Origin of the sequence: Kitasatospora sp. NPDC051705, from assembly GCF_044453265.1 — a bacterium.
GTDB lineage: Bacteria > Actinomycetota > Actinomycetes > Streptomycetales > Streptomycetaceae > Kitasatospora.
In genome coordinates, this window is record NZ_JBITCO010000014.1 from 128,717 (window position 1) to 146,235 (window position 17,519).

Sequence of the window (17,519 nt, forward strand, 5' to 3'; positions counted from 1 at the left end):
GAGGCGCAGCCCGTCGCCGAGGCGGTCGTGGAGCAGGCCCCCGAGGCCGTGGCCGAGGTCGCTGCCGAACCCGCCGCCGAGCCCGCCGTCGAGGCCGAGGTGCCCACCACGGCGGAGGCCGGTCAGGAGGCGGCCCCGGCCGCCGAGCAGGCCGAGCAGCCCCAGCAGGCCGTGGAGGCCGTGGAGGCGCCGGCGACCGAGGCGCCCGCCGCCGAGGCCGCCGCGGCGGAGGCCGTGGCCGCCGACGCCGGGGCGCCCGAGCAGCCCGCCGGCCAGTCCGCCGAGCAGCCGGAGGAGCAGCCCGCGGCCGAGGCGGCCGTCGAGGAGCCCGCCGAGCCGCGCGGCCCGGCCGCCCCCGGCTTCGACGAGGCCGGCCGCGAGGCCGTCCACCAGGTGATCCGCGAGCGCCGTGACATCCGCAACGGCTTCCGCCCGGACGCGATCCCGCACGAGGTGCTGATCCGCGTCCTGGAGGCGGCCCACACCGCGCCCAGCGTCGGCTACTCCCAGCCCTGGGACTTCGTGGTGATCCGTTCGGCGAAGACCCGTCGCCGGATGCACGCCCTGGCCGAGCGCCAGCGCGAGGCGTACGCGGACTCGCTGCCCAAGGGCCGGGCCAAGCAGTTCAAGGAAATCAAGATCGAGGCCATCCTCGACACGCCGGTCAACATCGTGGTGACCGCCGACCGCACCCGCGGCGGCCGGCACACGCTGGGCCGGCACACCCAGCCCCAGATGGCCCCGTACTCGGCCGCCCTGGCCGTCGAGAACCTCTGGCTGGCCGCCCGCGCCGAGGGCCTGGGCGTCGGCTGGGTGAGCTTCTTCGACGACGAGGAGCTGGTCCGCGAGCTCGGTCTGCCCGAGCACCTGGAGGTCGTCGCCTACCTCTGCGTCGGCTTCGTCGACAGCTTCCCGGACGAGCCCGAGCTGGAGCAGCAGGGCTGGGCGAAGAAGCGCCCGCTGTCCTGGGTCGTCCACGAGGAGCAGTACGGCAACCGCGCCCTGCCGGGCGAGGAGCCGCAGAGCCTGCTCGCCGAGACGCTGCGCGGGATCCGCCCGCTGGACGCCAAGGCGCTCGGCGAGGCCTGGGACCGCCAGAAGCGGATGACCAAGCCGGCCGGATCGCTCGGCATGCTGGAGATCATCTCCGCGCAGCTGTCCGGGCTGTCCCGCAAGTGCCCGCCGCCGATCCCGGAGCCCGCCTGCGTGGCGATCTTCGCCGCGGACCACGGCGTGCACGCCCAGGGCGTCACCCCCTGGCCGCAGGAGGTGACCGCCCAGATGGTCGGCAACTTCCTGGCCGGGGGAGCGGTGATCAACTCCTTCGCCAAGCAGATCGGCACCGAGGTCTGCGTGGTCGACGTCGGCGTGGCCGCCGAGCTGCCGGACGCCATCCAGCAGGGCCGCACCACCGGTCTGCTGCCGCGCAAGGTCCGGCCCGGTACGGCCGACATGACCCAGGGCCCGGCGATGACCCGCGAGGAGGTCCTGCAGGCCGTCGAGGTCGGCATCGAGACCGCCCGCGACCTGGTAGCCGCCGGTAACAAGGCGCTGGTCACCGGCGACATGGGGATCGCCAACACCACCGCCTCGGCCGCCCTGATCTCGGTCTTCACCGGCCTGGACCCGGCCGAGGTCACCGGCCGCGGCACCGGCATCGACGACGAGACCCACGCCCGCAAGATCGAGGTCATCCGCGCCGCGCTGGCCCTGCACCAGCCCGACCCGGCGGACCCGATCGGCGTCCTCGCCGCCGTCGGCGGACTGGAGCACGCCGCGATCGCCGGCTTCCTGCTGGGCGCCGCCTCGCTGCGCACCCCGGTGGTCCTGGACGGGGTCATCGCGGGCTCGGCGGCGCTGGCGGCCAAGGCGATCGCCCCCGAGGTGCTGGCCGCCTGCATCGCCGGCCACCGCTCGGCCGAACCCGGCCACCAGGCGGCGCTGGCGAAGCTCGGCCTGCGTCCGCTGATCGACCTGGACCTGCGGCTCGGCGAGGGCACCGGTGCCCTGCTGGCCCTGCCGCTGGTGCAGAGTGCGGCCCGGGCGATGCACGATGTAGCCACCTTCGACTCCGCCGGGGTCACCGAGAAGGCCTGACGCACCCCGTCACCGCTCCGCGGACCGGCCCGAGGGCGCGCCGGTCCGCGGAGCGGCGTCACGTCGTACCCCCACCCCCACACCCGCACCCCCGATCCAGGAGCAGCGCCGATGACCGCGCCCACCCCGCACCCCAGCACCGAAGGACGCACGCCCTACCCGGTCGGCCTGCTGCTCGCCGGCCGCCGCGTGGTCGTGGTCGGCGGCGGCCAGGTCGCGCAGCGCCGGCTCCCGGCGCTGATCGCCACGGGTGCGGACCTGCACCTGATATCGCCGGCCACCACCCCTGCCGTCCAGGCCATGGCCGACGCCGGCGAGCTGACCTGGCACGCCCGCCCGTACCGGGACGGCGACCTGGCCGGTGCCTGGTACGCCCTGGTCGCCACCGACGACCCGGAGGTCAACGGGGCGGTCAGCGCCGAGGCCGAGCGCGAGCGGGTGTTCTGCGCCCGCAGCGACGACGCCTCCGCCGCCACCGCCTGGACGCCGGCCAGCGGCCGGGACGCGGGTGCCACCGTCGCGGTGCTCACCGGCGACCCGCGCCACTCGGCGGGCCTGCGCGACGCCATCGTGGACGGCCTGCGGGACGGCTCGCTGGCCGCCCGCCAGTTCCGTGCGCACGGTGCCGGCGTGGCCCTGGTCGGCGGCGGCCCGGGCGACCCGGACCTGATCACCGTGCGCGGCCGCCGGCTGCTCGCCGACGCCGACGTGGTGGTCACCGACCGGCTGGCCCCGCGCGAGCTGCTCGCCGAGCTGCCCGAGCACGTCGAGGTGATCGACGCGTCCAAGATCCCGTACGGCCGGTTCATGGCCCAGGAGGCGATCAACCGGACGCTCGTCGAGCACGCCAAGGCCGGCAAGTTCGTGGTCCGGCTCAAGGGCGGCGACCCGTACGTCTTCGGGCGCGGCGGCGAGGAGCTGCTGGCCTGCGCGGAGGCCGGGCTGCCGGTCACCGTGGTGCCCGGCATCTCCAGCTCGATCAGCGTCCCGGCGGCGGCGGGCGTGCCGGTCACCCACCGGGGCATGACGCACGAGTTCACCGTCATCTCCGGCCACGTCGGCCCGGACGACGAGCGCTCGCTGACCAACTGGGCGGCCGCCGCGCAGATGAGCGGCACGCTGGTGCTGCTGATGGCGGTGGACAAGATCGGTGCGATCGCCGCCCGCCTGGTGGAGCACGGGCGCCCGGCCGACACCCCGGTGGCGATCGTCCAGGAGGGCACCACCGCCGCCCAGCGGCGGGTGGACGCGACCCTGGCCACCGTCGCCGCCGTGGTCGAGGCGGAGCGGATCAAGCCGCCGGCGGTGATCGTCGTCGGCGACGTGGTCAACGTGCTCGCGGCGGCCTTCCGCAGCTGAGCGCCGCGCGGTTCCGGGGCGGGCGACGGGTCAGGCCCCGCCCCCGGAGCCGCGCGGGGACGCCGCACCGGCGGCCGGGCCCCTGGCGGGCTACTCCAGCGGCTGCTCCGTCCAGATCACCTTGCCCGTCGCCGTGTAGCGCGTCCCCCAGCGGTCCGCGAACTGGGCGACCAGGAACAGCCCGCGCCCGCCCTCGTCCGTGGTCGCCGCGTACTTCAGGTGCGGCGAGGTGCTGCTGCCATCCGAGACCTCGCAGATCAGCGCGCGGTCCCGGAGCAGCCGCACCCGGATCGGCCCGGAGCCGTAGCGGATCGCGTTGGTCACCAGCTCGCTCAGGATCAGCTCGGTGACGAACGCCGCCTCGTCCAGCCCCCACGACGCCAGCCGCTCCGCCACCGACGACCGCACGGCGCCCACCGCGGCCGGGTCGGAGGGCACCTCCCACTCCGCCACCTGGTCCGGTGCCAGCCCCCTGGTCCGGGCCACCAGCAGGGCGATGTCGTCCAGCGGGCGCTCCGGGAGCATCGCCCCGAGCACGTCCGCGCAGGTCTGCTCCGGCGTGCGCGGCGGCCCGGTCAGCGCCGCGCGCAGCAGCTCCAGCCCCTCGTCGATGTCCCGTTGGCGGTCCTCCACCAGGCCGTCGGTGTACAGCACCAGGCGGCTGCCCTCCGCCAGGTCCAGCTCGACGGTCTCGAACGGCAGCACCGCCAGCCCCAGCGGCGGGCCGGTGGCCAGCTCCGGGAACACCACCCGGCCGTCCGGGGCCACCACGGCCGGCGGCGGGTGCCCGGCGCTGGCCATCGTGCACCGGCGCGCCACCGGGTCGTAGATCGCGTAGAGGCAGGTCGCCCCGGCGAGCGCCGCGTCCGAGCCGCTCGCGGACTCGTCCTGGTCGATCCGGTTGACCAGCTCGTCCAGGTGCCCGAGCAGTTCGTCCGGTGGCAGGTCCAGGGTCGAGAAGTTGTGGATCGCCGTCCGCAGCCGCCCCATCGTCGCCGCCGCGTGCAGGCCGTGCCCCACCACGTCCCCGACCACCAGCGCCACCCGTGCGCCCGGCAGCGGGATCACGTCGAACCAGTCGCCGCCGACACCGGCCTGGGCCGGCAGGTAGCGGTGCGCGACGTCCAGCGCGTTCTGCGCGGGCAGGTTGCGCGGCAGCAGGCTGTGCTGGAGGGTCACCGCCATCGCGTGCTCGCGGGTGTAGCGGCGGGCGTTGTCGATGCACACCGCCGCGTGCGACACCAGCTCCTCGGCCAGCGCCACGTCGTCCGTCTCGAACGGCTCGGGCCGGTCCGAGCGCCAGAACCGGGCCACCCCCAGCAGCACCCCGCGGGCCCGCAGCGGCACCCGCACCAGCGAGTGGACCCCGTACGCCAGCACCCTCGCGGACCGCTCCGGATCCTGCTCGCGCCAGTCCCGGGCGTCCGCCAGCCGGGGCTCCAGCCCGGGTCTGCCGCTGTGCAGGGCCCCGGCCAGCGGCGTCTCCGGCACCACGTCCAGCACGGTGTCCACCGGGTAGAAGGGCGCGTCGTCCCGGATCCCGGCGAACGCGGCGCGCCGCATCCGTCCCATCGAGGGGCCCGGCGGCGGCTCCTCGCCGGCCAGCACCTGCTCCGCCAGGTCCACGGTGACGAAGTCCGCGAACCGCGGCACCGCCACCTGCGCCAGCTCCTCCGCCGTGCGCGTCACGTCCAGCGAGCTGCCCACCGTCACCCCGGCGTCGTAGAGCAGCCGCAGCCGGCGCTGGGCGACCTCCGCCCGGCCGGAGAGCGCGAGGAGTTCGGTGGAGTCGCGCAGCGTGGCGACGCAGCCCTGCGGACCGCCCGCCGTACTGGTCAGCCGGACGTTCACGGCCAGCAGCCGCTCCCCGGCCATGACCACCTCGTCGGTGACCTGGCGGTCGGCGGTGAGCAGCTCCAGCGGGGCCGGTTCCAGGCCCAGCTCGGTGACGGGCCGGCCCTCGGCGTCCGCCGGCAGGTCCAGCAGCCGCCGGGCCTCGTCGTTGCAGAGGATCAGCCGCCCGTCGCCGCCGACGATCATGACGCCCTCGCGCACCGCGTGCAGCACGGCCGCGTGGTGCTCGTACATGCGGGTCATTTCCTCCGGGCCCAGCCCGTGGGTCTGCCGCCGCAGCCGCCGGCTGATCAGCGCGGTGCCGAGCGTGGCGAGCCCGACCGCGCCCGCGGCGGCGCCCAGCACCACCGGTAGCTGGCGCTCGCTCGCGGTGCTCACGTTGGCCAGCGTGATGCCGGCCGAGACCATCCCGGCCACCGAGCCGTCCGGCGCGTAGACCGGGACGACGGCCTGGACCAGCGGGCCGAGGGTGCCGGTGACCTCCTCGGTCACCACCTGGCCCTGGAGGGCGGGCTCGTAGGTGCCGATGAACTTCTGGCCGATCCTGGCGGGGTTGGGGTGGGTCAGCCGGATGCCGTCGTTGTTCAGCACGACGATGAAGTCGACGCCCGCCGCGACCCGCGCGGACTGCGTCTTCGGCTGCAGGATCGCGGTGGGATCGGGGGAGCGCAGCGCCGCCACGATGCCCGGCGAGTTGGCGAAGGTCTGTGCGACCGCCACCGACCGGTTGCGGGCCTCGTTGTTCGCGTCGTTGCGGGACTGCACCACCAGAGCCACCGCGGCCGCCACCACGAGCAGCAGCACGACGAGGATCTGCAGCGCGAAGACCTGCCCGGCCACCGACCGGTGCTTGACGGGCCACGGCCGTTTCGCGCGTGGCAGCTGTTGCCGACCGTATGGGCGCCCACCGGAGGGGCCGGCGGAACCAGTAGCACCAGAGGCCGACGGAGCCCAGGATCGACCCGGAAAACGGGCCATACGGTCATATTTGCACTATGGCTGGCGGAGAGCCAAGGCCAGCGGATCCGACCGCTTGGGCCGTTTGGCCTTCGCCGCCCCGCCTTGGCAAGATCGCAGGGTGTCCGAACCCCGTGCCATCACCGACCCCGCCGACCCTCGCCTCGGCGACTACACCGGCCTCACCGACGTCGAACTGCGCCGCCGGCGCGAACCCGCCGAGGGCCTGTTCATCGCCGAGGGGGAGAAGGTCATCCGCCGCGCCCTCGCCGCCGGCTACCGGATGCGGTCGATGCTGCTGACCGCCAAGTGGCTGGACGTGATGGCCGACGTCATCGCCGAGGCCGACGCCCCCGTGCACGTCGTCGAGCCGGGGCTCGCCGAGGCCGTCACCGGCTACCACGTGCACCGCGGCGCCCTCGCCTCGATGGAGCGCAAGCCGCTGCCGGAGGCCGCCGAGCTGCTCGCCGGGGCCCGCCGGGTCGCCGTCCTGGAGGGCCTGGTCGACCACACCAACCTCGGCGCCATCTTCCGCAGCGCGGCCGCGCTCGGCATGGACGCCGTCCTGCTCTCGCCGGACTGCGCCGACCCGCTCTACCGGCGCGCCGTCAAGGTCTCGATGGGGGCCGTGTTCGCGGTGCCCTACGCCCGACTCGATCCCTGGCCCGCGGCCCTGGACGCGGTGCGCACCGCCGGGTTCACCCTGTTGGCCCTCACCCCCGCCGACACCGCCGTCGACCTCGCCACCCTCTCCCCGCACCGGCTCCCCAGGGCCGCCCTGATGCTCGGCGCCGAGGGCGACGGCCTGACCCGCGCGGCCCTGGCGGCCGCCGACCACCCCGTCCGCATCCCGATGGCGCACGGCATCGACTCCCTGAACGTCGGCGCCGCCGCCGCAGTGTCCTTCTACGCCGTCACCGCCCCCACCCCCTGACCCCGCCGCCGACCGAAAAGCCGCCCCACCAGGCGGCAGCCCCCAGCCGTCGCCTCGCGTACAGGACGTCGCCCTCCCCGACCTCCCACGCAAGACCCCCAGCCGCTCGACCCGGATCCGGGCGCTTCACCCCCAGCACGAGACATCGCCCCGCCCGACTTCCCACCCGGCCGAACGGCAGGCCCACCCCGTCCGGTGCCCGCGGCACTTCGGCGGCTCCCTGCGGCCACGAAAGGTCGCCCGCCCGACTTCCCATGCGGGATGCCCTGGGCGGCCGGCGTGGATCCGGTACTACCCCAGCACGAGACGTCGGCCCGTCCGACTTCCCGCGCCGGTAGGCAGCAGATCGCTGCAGCCCGTGCCCGCGGCACTTCGGCGTTTCTCCTCGCACATGAAAAGTCGCCCCGCCGGACTTCGCGGGCGGCGATGCTTTCAGGGTCTGCTTCGGGCGTGGGAAGTCGGTCTGGCCGACTTTTGGGTGAGGTAGTCGGGTTGGTAATGGGGGGACTCGATGCCGGTGGGTTCACCCGGGGCACGAAAAGTCGGCCGGGCCGACTTCCTGGGTGGTTGTGGGGTCAGCCGGTGGGGGAGGTCGGCGGGGGTGGGGCGGCGGCGGGCGGTGGGGTGCCGGGGGTGGAGGCGCCGGGCCAGGACTCCTCCAGGGTGCCGTCGGCGCGGACGGTGTAGCGCGTGGAGGTGACGGCGCCGCCGGGCGCGCGTTCGTCACGGACGACCGTGCCGCCGTCGAGCCGCCAGGCGGCCGCCGCCTGCGGGTCGGCCGCGGAGGAGCGGGAGGAGGCCGCGGCCGGGGTGTCCCCGCTGAAGGCGAAGAGCTGGACGAGGTCCACGGGAACCGAGCCCTCGGTCCGGCGCAGGACGACCACCGTCGCCGGGGAGCCCTTGTACCGGGCCGGCAGTACCGCGCTGAGGGTGACCTGCGGGCCGCCGCCGACCGATCGGCCGTCCCGCAGGGCGATGCCGGGCCCGCCGGCGCCGTCGGGGTAGCTGCGGTTGGGCCAGTCCACGGCCGGGCCCGTTCCCTGCGGGGGAGCCAGCGCGCTTTCCCCGGGCCGGACGGCCGCCGGCGCCGCGAGCGGCGTGGCCTGGGGCTGGGCGGCGGCCGGTGGCGCGGCGGCCCCGTCCACGGAGGTCCCGCCCACCGAACCGCCCACCGAACCACCCGCCGACCCGCTCGGCGCAGCCGGTGCGCTGACGGCCGGGGAGGCCGGGGGCCGCAGACCCTGGTTGCTGCGGTTCTCGCAGCCCTGGGCGGCGGCGATGGCGAGGGCGACGCCGATCGTCACGGTGACGAAGACGACGATCCGCTGCCGCAGCAGCCGCTGCCGGGCGCTGCCGGGGCGCCCGCCGCCGGGGGCGGGAGTGTGCTGGCGGTCGCGGGGGCGTCCCCGGTCGCGGGGCCCGGGACGGCCGGGCGGCGGGGTCTGCGGGCGTTCCTGCAGCCGTCGGGTCACCGGGGTGGGCTCGGGGCGGGGGAGCGGTGCCGCGGACCCCTGCGGGCGGCGCGTCGCCGCCGCGCGGGGCCGGGCCGCCGCGGGTTCGGGCGAGCGCCCGGGTGCGGGTACGCCGTGCCGCGCCGCGTCGGGCGCGGGCGGTCCCCCCGGTGCGGGTGCGGGCGGCGCGCCGCGGCCCGGTCCGGGCCGGGTGGCGCGAGGGGCACCGGCGGCCGCGCCGCGGGCGGCGAGTTCGCTGAGCCGCTCGTGCAGGGCGGCGGCGCCGGGCCGCTCGGCGGCCTCCTTGGCGAGGCAGGCCCGGATGAGGGGGGCCAGCTGCGGCGGTAGCGCGGAGAGGTCGGGTTCCTCGTGGACGACCCGGTAGAGCATGACCTCGGAGGAGGCGCCGGATCCGAACGGGGTGTCCCCGGTGAGCGCGTAGGCGAGGGTGGCGCCGAAGGCGAAGACGTCGGTGGCGGGTGTGACGGCGGCGCCGCGGACCTGTTCGGGTGCCAGGAAGCCGGGGGAGCCGACGGCGGTGCCGACGTGGGTGAGCGTGCTGGCGCCGCGGGACCAGGCGATGCCGAAGTCGATGATGCGCGGGCCGCGGGGGGAGAGGAGGATGTTGGAGGGTTTGAGGTCGCGGTGGACGACCCCGGCCTCGTGGACCTTGACCAGGCCGTCGGCGAGGGCGGCCCCGATCCGGGCGGCCTCCGGCCAGCTGAGCGGCCCTTCGTCGCCGACCCGCTTGTAGAGCGAGGGGCCGGGCACGTAGGCGGTGGCCAGCCAGGGGCGGTCGGCTTCGATGTCGGAGCCGACGACGCGGGCGGTGCAGCCGCCGCGGATGCGGGAGGCGGCGGCGATCTCGCGGGCGAAGCGGGTGCGGAACTCCTGGTCCTCGGCGAGTTCGGCGCGGATCAGCTTGAGGGCGACGCGCTGGCCGCGGCGGTCGGAGCCGAGGTAGACGACGCCCATGCCGCCGGCGCCGAGTCGCCGGTGCAGACGGTACGGCCCGACGATGCGGGGGTCCTCACGCCTCAGCCGCATCATCGCCATGTTCCGTCCCCGTCAGCCCGTGGGTGAGGCCCCGTCGGTTGGGGCATCGTCAGTTCCTGTCTGGCACAGCTTACGGACTGCCTGCTGCGGTGTGCTGATACGCAACACCTCAAGCGGCCGTGCGATTGTCGGATCTTGCGTTGACCCGCAGGTCACAGGGGTGCCGGATCGTTTCTCGGGGTTGCCCCTCAGGGTTCCCCCGGGGGTGCGGCGAAGGCTCTCTCCCCCTCCGGTAGTACGCCCCGAGTCCGGGCGTCATACTCCGGGATGCCCGCGGAACAGTACGACGGCATGACGCCCGAACGGCCCCCCGAGCCATAGCGTTGTGGTCAGCGGTGGACGGGGAGCTCGTCCCCCGAGGTAAGCCGTCCACCGCGCCAACTCGATCGGATCACAGGAGCAAGGGCATGGCACCGCAGCTCACGGGAACCCCCCGCCGCCGTCGGCCGGCCTTCACCCAGTCCCGGTCGACGGAGCAGCCGACCAGGCACCCGGCGGTGGCGCTCGCCATGGCGCTGCCCTGCGCGGTGCTGCTGGTGATCCTGTTCGGCGGTTGGGACCAGATGGCGAACCAGGCCCAGGCCGTCGCCGACCTGATCTCGCGCTGAGAGCGACCACCCACGAGGGGAACCACACTCCGGCCCGCAGGGGCCGGCCACAGAACGGGCACTGGTCCCCTGGGGACGGGGAGCAGTGCCGCCGGGGAGGCCGTGGCCGCGTTGACACGCGGACGGGCGAGGAGCGGTGCGCAGAGCACCCCGGCAGGCGGAGACGCCGCGTACGGACGTCGGTGAGGGCGACCGTACGCGGCTCTTCCCTTTTCCCGGGCCGGGCAGCCCCGGGCCCCGGCCCCACGAGCCCCCTCCAGGGGCCGCGCCGGGAACCCACGCCCCCTTCCGAGGCCCCGCCGCGCGACGTCATCGGACCGCCGGGGGAACGCCGAAAGGCCGGGGCCGTGATCCTCACGGATCACGGCCCCGGCCGTTGCTGTGCGCGATACTGGGATTGAACCAGTGACCCCTACCGTGTCAAGGTAGTGCTCTCCCGCTGAGCTAATCGCGCCTGGTGTGGCGGTCCTGCAGCAGACCCCTAAGGGCCCGACGTGCGCGATACTGGGATTGAACCAGTGACCCCTACCGTGTCAAGGTAGTGCTCTCCCGCTGAGCTAATCGCGCGGGGAGGTCGTCCGGTGGAACCGGTCGTCCTCTTGGAGGTGGAGACGGGATTTGAACCCGTGTACACGGCTTTGCAGGCCGTTGCCTCGCCTCTCGGCCACTCCACCAGGCAACACACGAAGAACGATCTTACACTGTTCTCCATCGAGCGGACGACGAGATTCGAACTCGCGACCCTCACCTTGGCAAGGTGATGCTCTACCAACTGAGCCACGTCCGCCTGTCTCCCGGGGGCTTCACCGCTTTTCTTCGGCTGCGCTCCCTGGCGACGTGTTGAACTCTAGCGGATTCCCGGGCCAGCTAAAAATCCGTTCCCGCAGCGTGCCGAGGGGATGCCCGCGGAGGGGGGTCCGGCCGGGCCCCGGAGCCGGTCACCGGCCGCCACCTGCGGCGCTCCCGGACGATCATCCGCAGGCCACCTGGCGCACACCCGCGCGACCTCCGGAGCTGCTCACGCCCCCCGGGCCGGACCCGCGCCCCCGACCTACACTTCAGGCACCGCCGCCCAGCACCACCGCGCAGGAGAACCGTGTCCGGCCCGATCGACCCCCGCACCCCGCTCGCCCGCTTCGGCGGCCGCCTGGCCACCGGCCTGCGCGACGTCACCTCGGACCCGGCCGCCCTCGACTCCACCGGCCACTGGGCCGTCGCCTACGACTTCGAGGGCCGGCTGACCTGCGCGCGCTTCGACGAGGTCCGCCCCGCCCCCGCACCGCCCTCGGGAGCGGGCTGGCGCGGACCGGAGGCCGGTGACTGGCAGAGCTCGCTGGACCGGGCCGCCTACACCGCGGGCGTGCGCCGCATACGCGAACACATCGCCGCCGGCGAGGTCTACCAGGCCAACCTCTGTCGGGTCCTCTCCGCGCCGCTGCCCGACCCGGAGCTCAGCGACGTCGACGCCCTCACCGGTCTGCTCGCCCACGGCAACCCCGCGCCCTACGCGGGCACCATCCGGCTCCCCGCGCACGGCGTCGAGATCGCCACCGCCTCGCCCGAGCTCTACCTGCGCCGCACCGGCCGCACCGTCTCCTCGGGGCCGATCAAGGGCACCGGCCGCACCGAGGACGACCTCCTCGACAAGGACCACGCCGAGAACGTGATGATCGTGGACCTGGTCCGCAACGACCTCGGACGGGTCTGCGCCACCGGCAGCGTCACCGTCCCCGACCTCTGTGCCGTCGAGAAGCACCCCGGGCTGGTCCACCTGGTGTCCACCGTCGAGGGCACCCTGCGCGAGGGCGCCGGCTGGCCCGAGCTGCTCGCCGCCACCTTCCCGCCCGGATCGGTCACCGGCGCCCCCAAGTCCAGCGCCCTGCGGATCATCGAGGCCCTGGAGACCGCCCCGCGCGGCCCCTACTGCGGTGCCGTCGGCTGGGTGGACGCCGACCGCGGCGAGGGCGAGCTCGCCGTCGGCATCCGCACCTTCTGGATCGACCGGAGCGACCCGGCGGCCCCCGTGCTGCGCTTCGGGACCGGCGCCGGCATCACCTGGGGCTCCGACCCCGACCGGGAGTGGGCGGAAACCGAACTGAAGGCCGCTCGGCTGGTCGCGATAGCGTCGGGCGGCGAAACCGACCCGACCGGGACGTAAGCCACCCCGACTCCCGCCCTAGGAGCAGCCCTCCATGCAGAACCCCACCACGAGCTGGGTCAACGGGACGCTCGTCGACTCCGCCGACGCCGCCGTCTCGGTCCTCGACCACGGACTCACCACCGGCGACGGGGTCTTCGAGACCATGAAGGCCGTCGACGGACGGGCCTTCGCGGTCACCCGCCACCTCGACCGGCTCACCCGCTCCGCCCGCGGACTCGGCCTGGCCGACCCGGACCGCGACCTGGTCCGCGATGCCTGCGCGCAGGTCCTGGCCGCCAACCCGGTCCCGCTGGGCCGGCTGCGGATCACCTACACCGGTGGCAACGCCCCGCTGGGCTCCGAGCGCGGCACCACCGGCCCCACCCTGGTCGTCGCCCTCGGCGCGATCGACCGCCGCCCGGACGAGACGGCCGTGGCCGTCGTCCCGTGGCGCCGCAACGAGCACAGCGCCGTCGCCGGCCTCAAGACCACCTCCTACGCCGAGAACGTGGTCGCCCTGGCGGCCGCCCACCGCGTCGGTGCCTCCGAGGCCCTCTTCGCCAACACCGCCGGCCGGCTCTGCGAGGGCACCGGCTCGAACGTCTTCGTGGTCATCGGCGGCCGGCTGCTCACCCCGCCGCTCGAGTCGGGCTGCCTGGCCGGCATCACCCGCCGACTGGTGGTCGACTGGTGCGGCGCCGAGGAGGCCGACCTGCCGCTGAGCGCGCTCCAGGACGCCGAGGAGGTCTTCCTGACCTCCACCACCCGCGACGTCCAGGCCGTGACCCGCGTCGACGACCGTGAACTGCCGGGCGTCGGCCCCGTCACCGCCAAGGCGATGGCCGTCTTCGCCGAGCGCAGCGGGGACGACCTCGACCCGTGACCCCGGCGCGTGACTCGGGCCCCGGCCCCGGCCCGTGACTCCGGCCCGGCGACGGACCCGGTGGCCGCACCGCCGACGCGGTCCGGCCACCGGGGTGGAGGGATCCGGGGTAGAGGGATCCGGGCACGGGGAAGGGACCACCACATGACCACGACGCTGCGTCCCGAGGGTCCCGAGACACCCACTGCCGCCGGCGGCCGCACCAGGCGCTGGCAGATCTGCGCCAACGGCCGCCCGGTCGGCGCGCTGCGCACCACTGCCGTCCCGCACGGCTCCCAACTCTGGGGTGAGATATCGGAGTTGGAGGTCAGAGAAGGGCGCGGCCGGGGCCGCGGAACGTTCGGCGCGCTGGCCGCGGAGGAGGTGCTGCGCAGCTGGGGCTGCACCCGGCTGGACGCCAACGTCCCCGAGCCGGCGCGGATCGCCAGGGAGCTGGCCGTCACCCTCGGCTACACCGAGCGGACCAGGAACCTGGCGAAGCGGCTGACGGCGGCCCCGGCCCTCCCGCCCGGCGCCACCGCCCGCCGGATCGGGCAGGCCGAGTTCCCGGCGTGGCTCGACCGGTCCGCCCGGCACTACGTGCGGTCCCTGGTCGACTCCGGGCTGAGCGAGGAGCAGGCCCGCGCGAAGTCGGAGCTGGACCACCTGCGCCAGCTCCCGCAGGGCGCCGACAGCCCGGGCGTCGCGCTGCGCCGGCTGTGCGCGGACGGCACGGAGGAGCCGCTCGGCTCGCTCTGGCTGGACCTCCACCTGCGCGACCTCCCCGACGGCGCGCCGCTCGCCTGGGTGATGGTCGTCGAGGTGTCCCCGGCCCACCGGGGCCGGGGACACGGCCGAACGCTGATGCTGCTGGCCGAACGCGAGTGCCTGGCCGCCGGGGTGCGCGACCTGGGGCTCAACGTCTTCGCCGACAACGAGGTCGCCATCGGGCTCTACGCCTCGCTCGGCTACCGGGTCACCAACCGCCTCTACGGAAAGCCGCTGTGACCGGACGTGGCGTCAGGAGGCCTTCGCCGCCTCGAGGACGGCCTCGATCCGGGCCCGCAGGCCGTCCTGGCTCTGCCCGCCGTCCAGCCGCTCCCGGCCGATGACGTAGGTGGGCGTGCCGGTGATCCCGATCGCCCGGCCCTCGGCCTGGTCGGCGTCGACGGTCAGCATGTGCCGGCCGTCGATCAGCGCGGTGTCGACCTCCTCGACGTCGGCCCCGACCTCCCGGGCGACCTCCAGCAGCACCTGCTGACCGCGTGCGTCCAGGTCCTCGACCCGGGCCAGCAGCGCCTCCACGAACGGCCACCCCAGCCCCTGCGCGAACGCCTCCTCGGCGGCCTCCGCGGCCGCGTAGGCGTGCTTGTGCTTCTCGAGCGGGAAGTGCCGGACCTCGATGCGCAGCGCGTCGCCGTACGCGGCGCGCAGCGCCCGTACGTCGTCCAGCGCGGTGCGGCAGTCCGGGCACTGGAGGTCGCACCAGAACTCGAGGCGGGGGAGGGAACCATCGATCATCCCCCCAGTGTTCCACTAGTGGGCGCCCGCTCCGGCCGACGGTGCGCCCCGGTGCAGGCCGACAGGGAGGCAGTGATGACCAGGACGACCGGACTCGAAGGGGCGGGCCGGTGCTGACGGCGGCGGTCAGCTTCGTGCTCACCGCCGGCGGGGTGGCCGTGGCCGGTCTGCGGGCCTACCGGCGGCGCTACCTGTCCGCGACCCGCTGGTTCGCGGTGGCCCTGCTGCCCGCCGGGCTCTACCTGACGGGCCTGTTCCCGGTGGCCCGGACGATCGGTGACGAGTTCGCCGACTGGGCGACCAGGCTGGTCTTCGACCCCCGGGTCTGGACGGGCATCGTGCTGCTCGGCGTCTCCGCCGCCCTGCTGGTCGCGACCCGCTGGCTGGGCCGCCGGGGCGCGGCGGACGCGGAGCAGGTGGCCGCACCGGCGCGTCCGGCCGCGGCCGGCCCGGCGGCGGAGCGCCCCGCGGTGGCCCCGGCCGCACCGAAGCGGCCGGCGGCGGGCAAGCGCGACGACGGGCTCGGCGATTTCGCCGACATCGAGGAGATCCTCCGCAAGCGCGGCATCTGACCTCCGGCGCCGGGCGCCTGCGGCGCGGCGGCTCAGGCGGAGGGAACGGCCTCCGCCGACCGCTGCCGCGCCCGGTAGGCGGCGACGTGCAGCCGGTTGCCGCAGGTGCGGCTGTCGCAGTAGCGCCGGGAGCGGTTGCGGGAGAGGTCGACGAAGACCCGGGCGCAGTCCGGCGCCTCGCACCGGCGCAGCCGCTCCCGCTCGCCCGCCATGAGGATGAAGGCCAGCGCCATGCCCAGCTCGGCGGCCAGGTGGTCGCCGAGCGCGGCGTGCGGCGCGAAGTAGTGGATGTGCCAGCCGTGGTGGTCGTGGTTGGTGAGCCGCGGCGTCGTGCCGGCGGCCGCGACGATCCCGTTGACCAGCTCGGCGGCCTCGGCGGTGGACTCCGTCCCGAACACCTCGCGCAGGCGGGTGCGGAGCTCGTGCACCTTGCTCAGGTCGTCGTCGGTCAGCGAGTCGATCTCGCTGATCGCCTGGCCGACCACGAAGGCGTCGAGCGCGGCCACGTCGGGCAGGCGCTCGGTCCCGCAGACCTCGGGCGCGGTGTTGAGCAGCTCGACGAGGATGCTCAGCGCGCACTCGGTGTCATGGGTGATCAGCACGTTGGGGGCTCCTCGCGCAGGGGGCTCCGGTACCCCGCGTCCACGGTTACCCCAGACCATACCGGGCCTTGCGGCAGAAGGGCGGCGCGTTCTTTCGAAGGCGTGTACGGATCTCGTCAGAGCGTCGCAAACCGGGCGGCCGGCGGCCCGCGGGCCGGTGGAACCGACGGCGCCCGGCAGCGAGGCCGGCCACCCGTACGGATGGCCGGCTCCGGTGCCGGGCGCCTGCGGTGTCACTGTCCGCTCCGGTGGGAGCGGGCCGGTCACCGGCCCCGAGACCGCGTCGTGCGCGGCTGAGTCTGCTGCCGTGCCCCCGAGTAGGACGGCTGCGGTGACGGCAGGGGGTACGACCCCGCCGACAGCGGGGCGTGACCGCCTCCGGGTGGGTCAGCTTTCGGCGAGGATGTGGGACAGCTCCCGGTCGAGGTCGAAGTGACGGTGTTCGGTGCCGGGGGGCACCGCGGCGTCCGTCCGCTTGAGGAACGACTCAAGCGCGCGGGCCGGGGCCTCCAGCAGGGCTTCTCCTTCCGGAGAGCTCAGCGCGATGCAGACCACCCCTTGCCCGTGGCTGCGGGACGGCCACACCCGGACGTCGCCGGTACCGGTGGGTCGGTGCAGCCCCTCCGCAAGGAGATCTCGGGCGAACACCCACTCCACGGTCTCGTCGGCGCCCGTGTGGAACGTGGCGTGCACGGCGTAGGGGTCGGCGGTGTCGTAGCGCAGGCCCGCGGGGACGGGCAGTGAGGACTCGCTGGACACGATGAGGCGCAGGTGCAGCTCGCAGCTGACCGTGGTGTTCATAAGCGCCATGGCCTTTCGCTCAGTGTGCGCTCGGGGAATCGCACGTCGGCGAACGGACCATCCCACCCCCAAGACCGATGTAAACCCCTCTGTCCCGATTCGGGCGCGAGTCGTACCCCTTACGGCGCATTGCGGAATCGCGGCGGAGCGGCCGGGGCCCGCATTACCGGGCGCTTCTCGGTTACTTTCCTGGCATGACTGTGCGAAACGACAAGACGGCCGGGAACACGGGAACGGGTGAACCGGATCCGTCGGACGGACCGGCCGGTGCCGGTGCCGGTGCCGACGGCGGCCGGGCGGCCGGCTCCCGGGCCCCGGCGTTCGTCCGCCGTTCGCGCGCGCTGCACCAGGCCTGGCGGGTGGGGGTCTTCACGGCCGGCCTCGCCGTGGTCGTGCTCGGCGTGGTCATGCTGCCGCTGCCCGGCCCCGGCTGGGTGGTGATCTTCCTGGGCATGGGGATCTGGGCCACCGAGTTCGGCTGGGCCCGGTCGGTGCTGCGCTGGACCCGCCGCAAGGTCACCGAGGCGGCCCACCGGGCCATGGACCCGCGGGTGCGCCGCCGCAACCTCACCGTCACCGCCGTCGGCCTCGCCGTGCTCGCGGGGGCCGGCGGCTGGTACCTCGCCCGGTACGGGCTGGCGCTCCCCTGGAGCGGGGGCGGCTGACCGGCCCGGGGGCGGGGGAGGCCGCAGCAGGGGTGTTCGG

The 17,519-nt window shown here is 74.9% G+C and carries 13 protein-coding genes, 4 tRNA genes and 1 pseudogene; 9 read left to right on the forward strand and 9 right to left on the reverse strand.

Going from position 1 to position 17,519, the window contains the following annotated elements; translation table 11 throughout:
• A partial coding sequence (gene cobT / locus ACIA8Q_RS19795) for a nicotinate-nucleotide--dimethylbenzimidazole phosphoribosyltransferase (RefSeq protein ID WP_396317499.1) occupies positions 1 to 2,097 on the forward strand: 2,097 nt, incomplete at its 5' end.
• Positions 2,098 to 2,208: 111 nt separating this feature from the next.
• On the forward strand, positions 2,209 to 3,456 hold the full coding sequence (cobA, locus tag ACIA8Q_RS19800; RefSeq protein ID WP_360208811.1) for a uroporphyrinogen-III C-methyltransferase: 1,248 nt from the start codon (positions 2,209 to 2,211) through the stop codon (positions 3,454 to 3,456).
• Positions 3,457 to 3,546: 90 nt separating this feature from the next.
• Here cobA and ACIA8Q_RS19805 read toward each other — a convergent pair whose 3' ends face one another.
• Positions 3,547 to 6,288: a SpoIIE family protein phosphatase gene (locus tag ACIA8Q_RS19805; RefSeq protein WP_387905879.1), complete on the reverse strand. Its 2,742-nt coding sequence runs from the start codon at positions 6,286 to 6,288 to the stop codon at positions 3,547 to 3,549.
• A 100-nt stretch (positions 6,289 to 6,388) separates the two neighbouring features.
• Between ACIA8Q_RS19805 and ACIA8Q_RS19810 the strand changes: the two genes are divergently transcribed.
• Positions 6,389 to 7,201 (forward strand): RNA methyltransferase, encoded by an 813-nt coding sequence (locus ACIA8Q_RS19810; protein WP_360208816.1) that lies wholly within the window; start codon positions 6,389 to 6,391, stop codon positions 7,199 to 7,201.
• Between the two features lie 1,208 nt (positions 7,202 to 8,409).
• Here ACIA8Q_RS19810 and ACIA8Q_RS19815 read toward each other — a convergent pair.
• Positions 8,410 to 9,708, reverse strand: a pseudogene (locus tag ACIA8Q_RS19815) (serine/threonine-protein kinase); the annotation flags it as partial.
• 407 nt (positions 9,709 to 10,115) lie between these two features.
• Between ACIA8Q_RS19815 and ACIA8Q_RS19820 the strand changes: the two are divergent.
• Complete coding sequence (locus tag ACIA8Q_RS19820; RefSeq protein WP_360208819.1) at positions 10,116 to 10,316, forward strand: hypothetical protein; 201 nt, start codon at positions 10,116 to 10,118, stop codon at positions 10,314 to 10,316.
• A 382-nt stretch (positions 10,317 to 10,698) separates the two neighbouring features.
• On the opposite strand, the gene ACIA8Q_RS19825 is transcribed toward ACIA8Q_RS19820, so the two are convergent.
• From ACIA8Q_RS19825 to ACIA8Q_RS19840, 4 genes are all read right to left on the reverse strand, one after another.
• A tRNA-Val gene (locus tag ACIA8Q_RS19825) sits at positions 10,699 to 10,770 on the reverse strand.
• Between the two features lie 41 nt (positions 10,771 to 10,811).
• A tRNA-Val gene (locus ACIA8Q_RS19830) sits at positions 10,812 to 10,883 on the reverse strand.
• Positions 10,884 to 10,916: 33 nt separating this feature from the next.
• Positions 10,917 to 10,990: transfer RNA gene (locus ACIA8Q_RS19835), tRNA-Cys, on the reverse strand.
• A gap of 40 nt (positions 10,991 to 11,030) precedes the next feature.
• Positions 11,031 to 11,103: transfer RNA gene (locus ACIA8Q_RS19840), tRNA-Gly, on the reverse strand.
• A gap of 309 nt (positions 11,104 to 11,412) precedes the next feature.
• Between ACIA8Q_RS19840 and ACIA8Q_RS19845 the strand changes: the two genes are divergently transcribed.
• The 3 genes from ACIA8Q_RS19845 to ACIA8Q_RS19855 all read left to right on the forward strand — a co-directional run bounded on the left by ACIA8Q_RS19845 (position 11,413) and on the right by ACIA8Q_RS19855 (position 14,326).
• On the forward strand, positions 11,413 to 12,474 hold the full coding sequence (locus tag ACIA8Q_RS19845) for a chorismate-binding protein (RefSeq protein WP_360208822.1): 1,062 nt from the start codon (positions 11,413 to 11,415) through the stop codon (positions 12,472 to 12,474).
• Positions 12,475 to 12,508: 34 nt separating this feature from the next.
• Positions 12,509 to 13,339 (forward strand): aminodeoxychorismate lyase, encoded by an 831-nt coding sequence (locus ACIA8Q_RS19850; protein WP_360208825.1) that lies wholly within the window; start codon positions 12,509 to 12,511, stop codon positions 13,337 to 13,339.
• Between the two features lie 144 nt (positions 13,340 to 13,483).
• On the forward strand, positions 13,484 to 14,326 hold the full coding sequence (locus ACIA8Q_RS19855) for a GNAT family N-acetyltransferase (RefSeq protein WP_360208828.1): 843 nt from the start codon (positions 13,484 to 13,486) through the stop codon (positions 14,324 to 14,326).
• Between the two features lie 12 nt (positions 14,327 to 14,338).
• On the opposite strand, the gene ACIA8Q_RS19860 is transcribed toward ACIA8Q_RS19855, so the two are convergent.
• Positions 14,339 to 14,839, reverse strand: a complete 501-nt coding sequence (locus ACIA8Q_RS19860) for a DsbA family protein (protein WP_360208831.1) — start codon at positions 14,837 to 14,839, stop codon at positions 14,339 to 14,341.
• Between the two features lie 110 nt (positions 14,840 to 14,949).
• Here ACIA8Q_RS19860 and ACIA8Q_RS19865 point away from each other — a divergent pair, with 110 nt between their 5' ends.
• On the forward strand, positions 14,950 to 15,411 hold the full coding sequence (locus tag ACIA8Q_RS19865; RefSeq protein WP_360208833.1) for a hypothetical protein: 462 nt from the start codon (positions 14,950 to 14,952) through the stop codon (positions 15,409 to 15,411).
• 32 nt (positions 15,412 to 15,443) lie between these two features.
• Here the strand turns inward: ACIA8Q_RS19865 and ACIA8Q_RS19870 are convergent, their stop codons facing one another.
• Positions 15,444 to 16,013: a CGNR zinc finger domain-containing protein gene (locus ACIA8Q_RS19870; protein WP_360208835.1), complete on the reverse strand. Its 570-nt coding sequence runs from the start codon at positions 16,011 to 16,013 to the stop codon at positions 15,444 to 15,446.
• Positions 16,014 to 16,400: 387 nt separating this feature from the next.
• Entirely contained in the window at positions 16,401 to 16,814 is a 414-nt protein-coding gene (locus ACIA8Q_RS19875; RefSeq protein WP_030056266.1) for an SsgA family sporulation/cell division regulator, read from the reverse strand.
• A 194-nt stretch (positions 16,815 to 17,008) separates the two neighbouring features.
• Between ACIA8Q_RS19875 and ACIA8Q_RS19880 the strand changes: the two genes are divergently transcribed.
• Positions 17,009 to 17,479, forward strand: a complete 471-nt coding sequence (locus ACIA8Q_RS19880; protein WP_360208838.1) for a TIGR02611 family protein — start codon at positions 17,009 to 17,011, stop codon at positions 17,477 to 17,479.
• Positions 17,480 to 17,519: the final 40 nt, after the last annotated feature.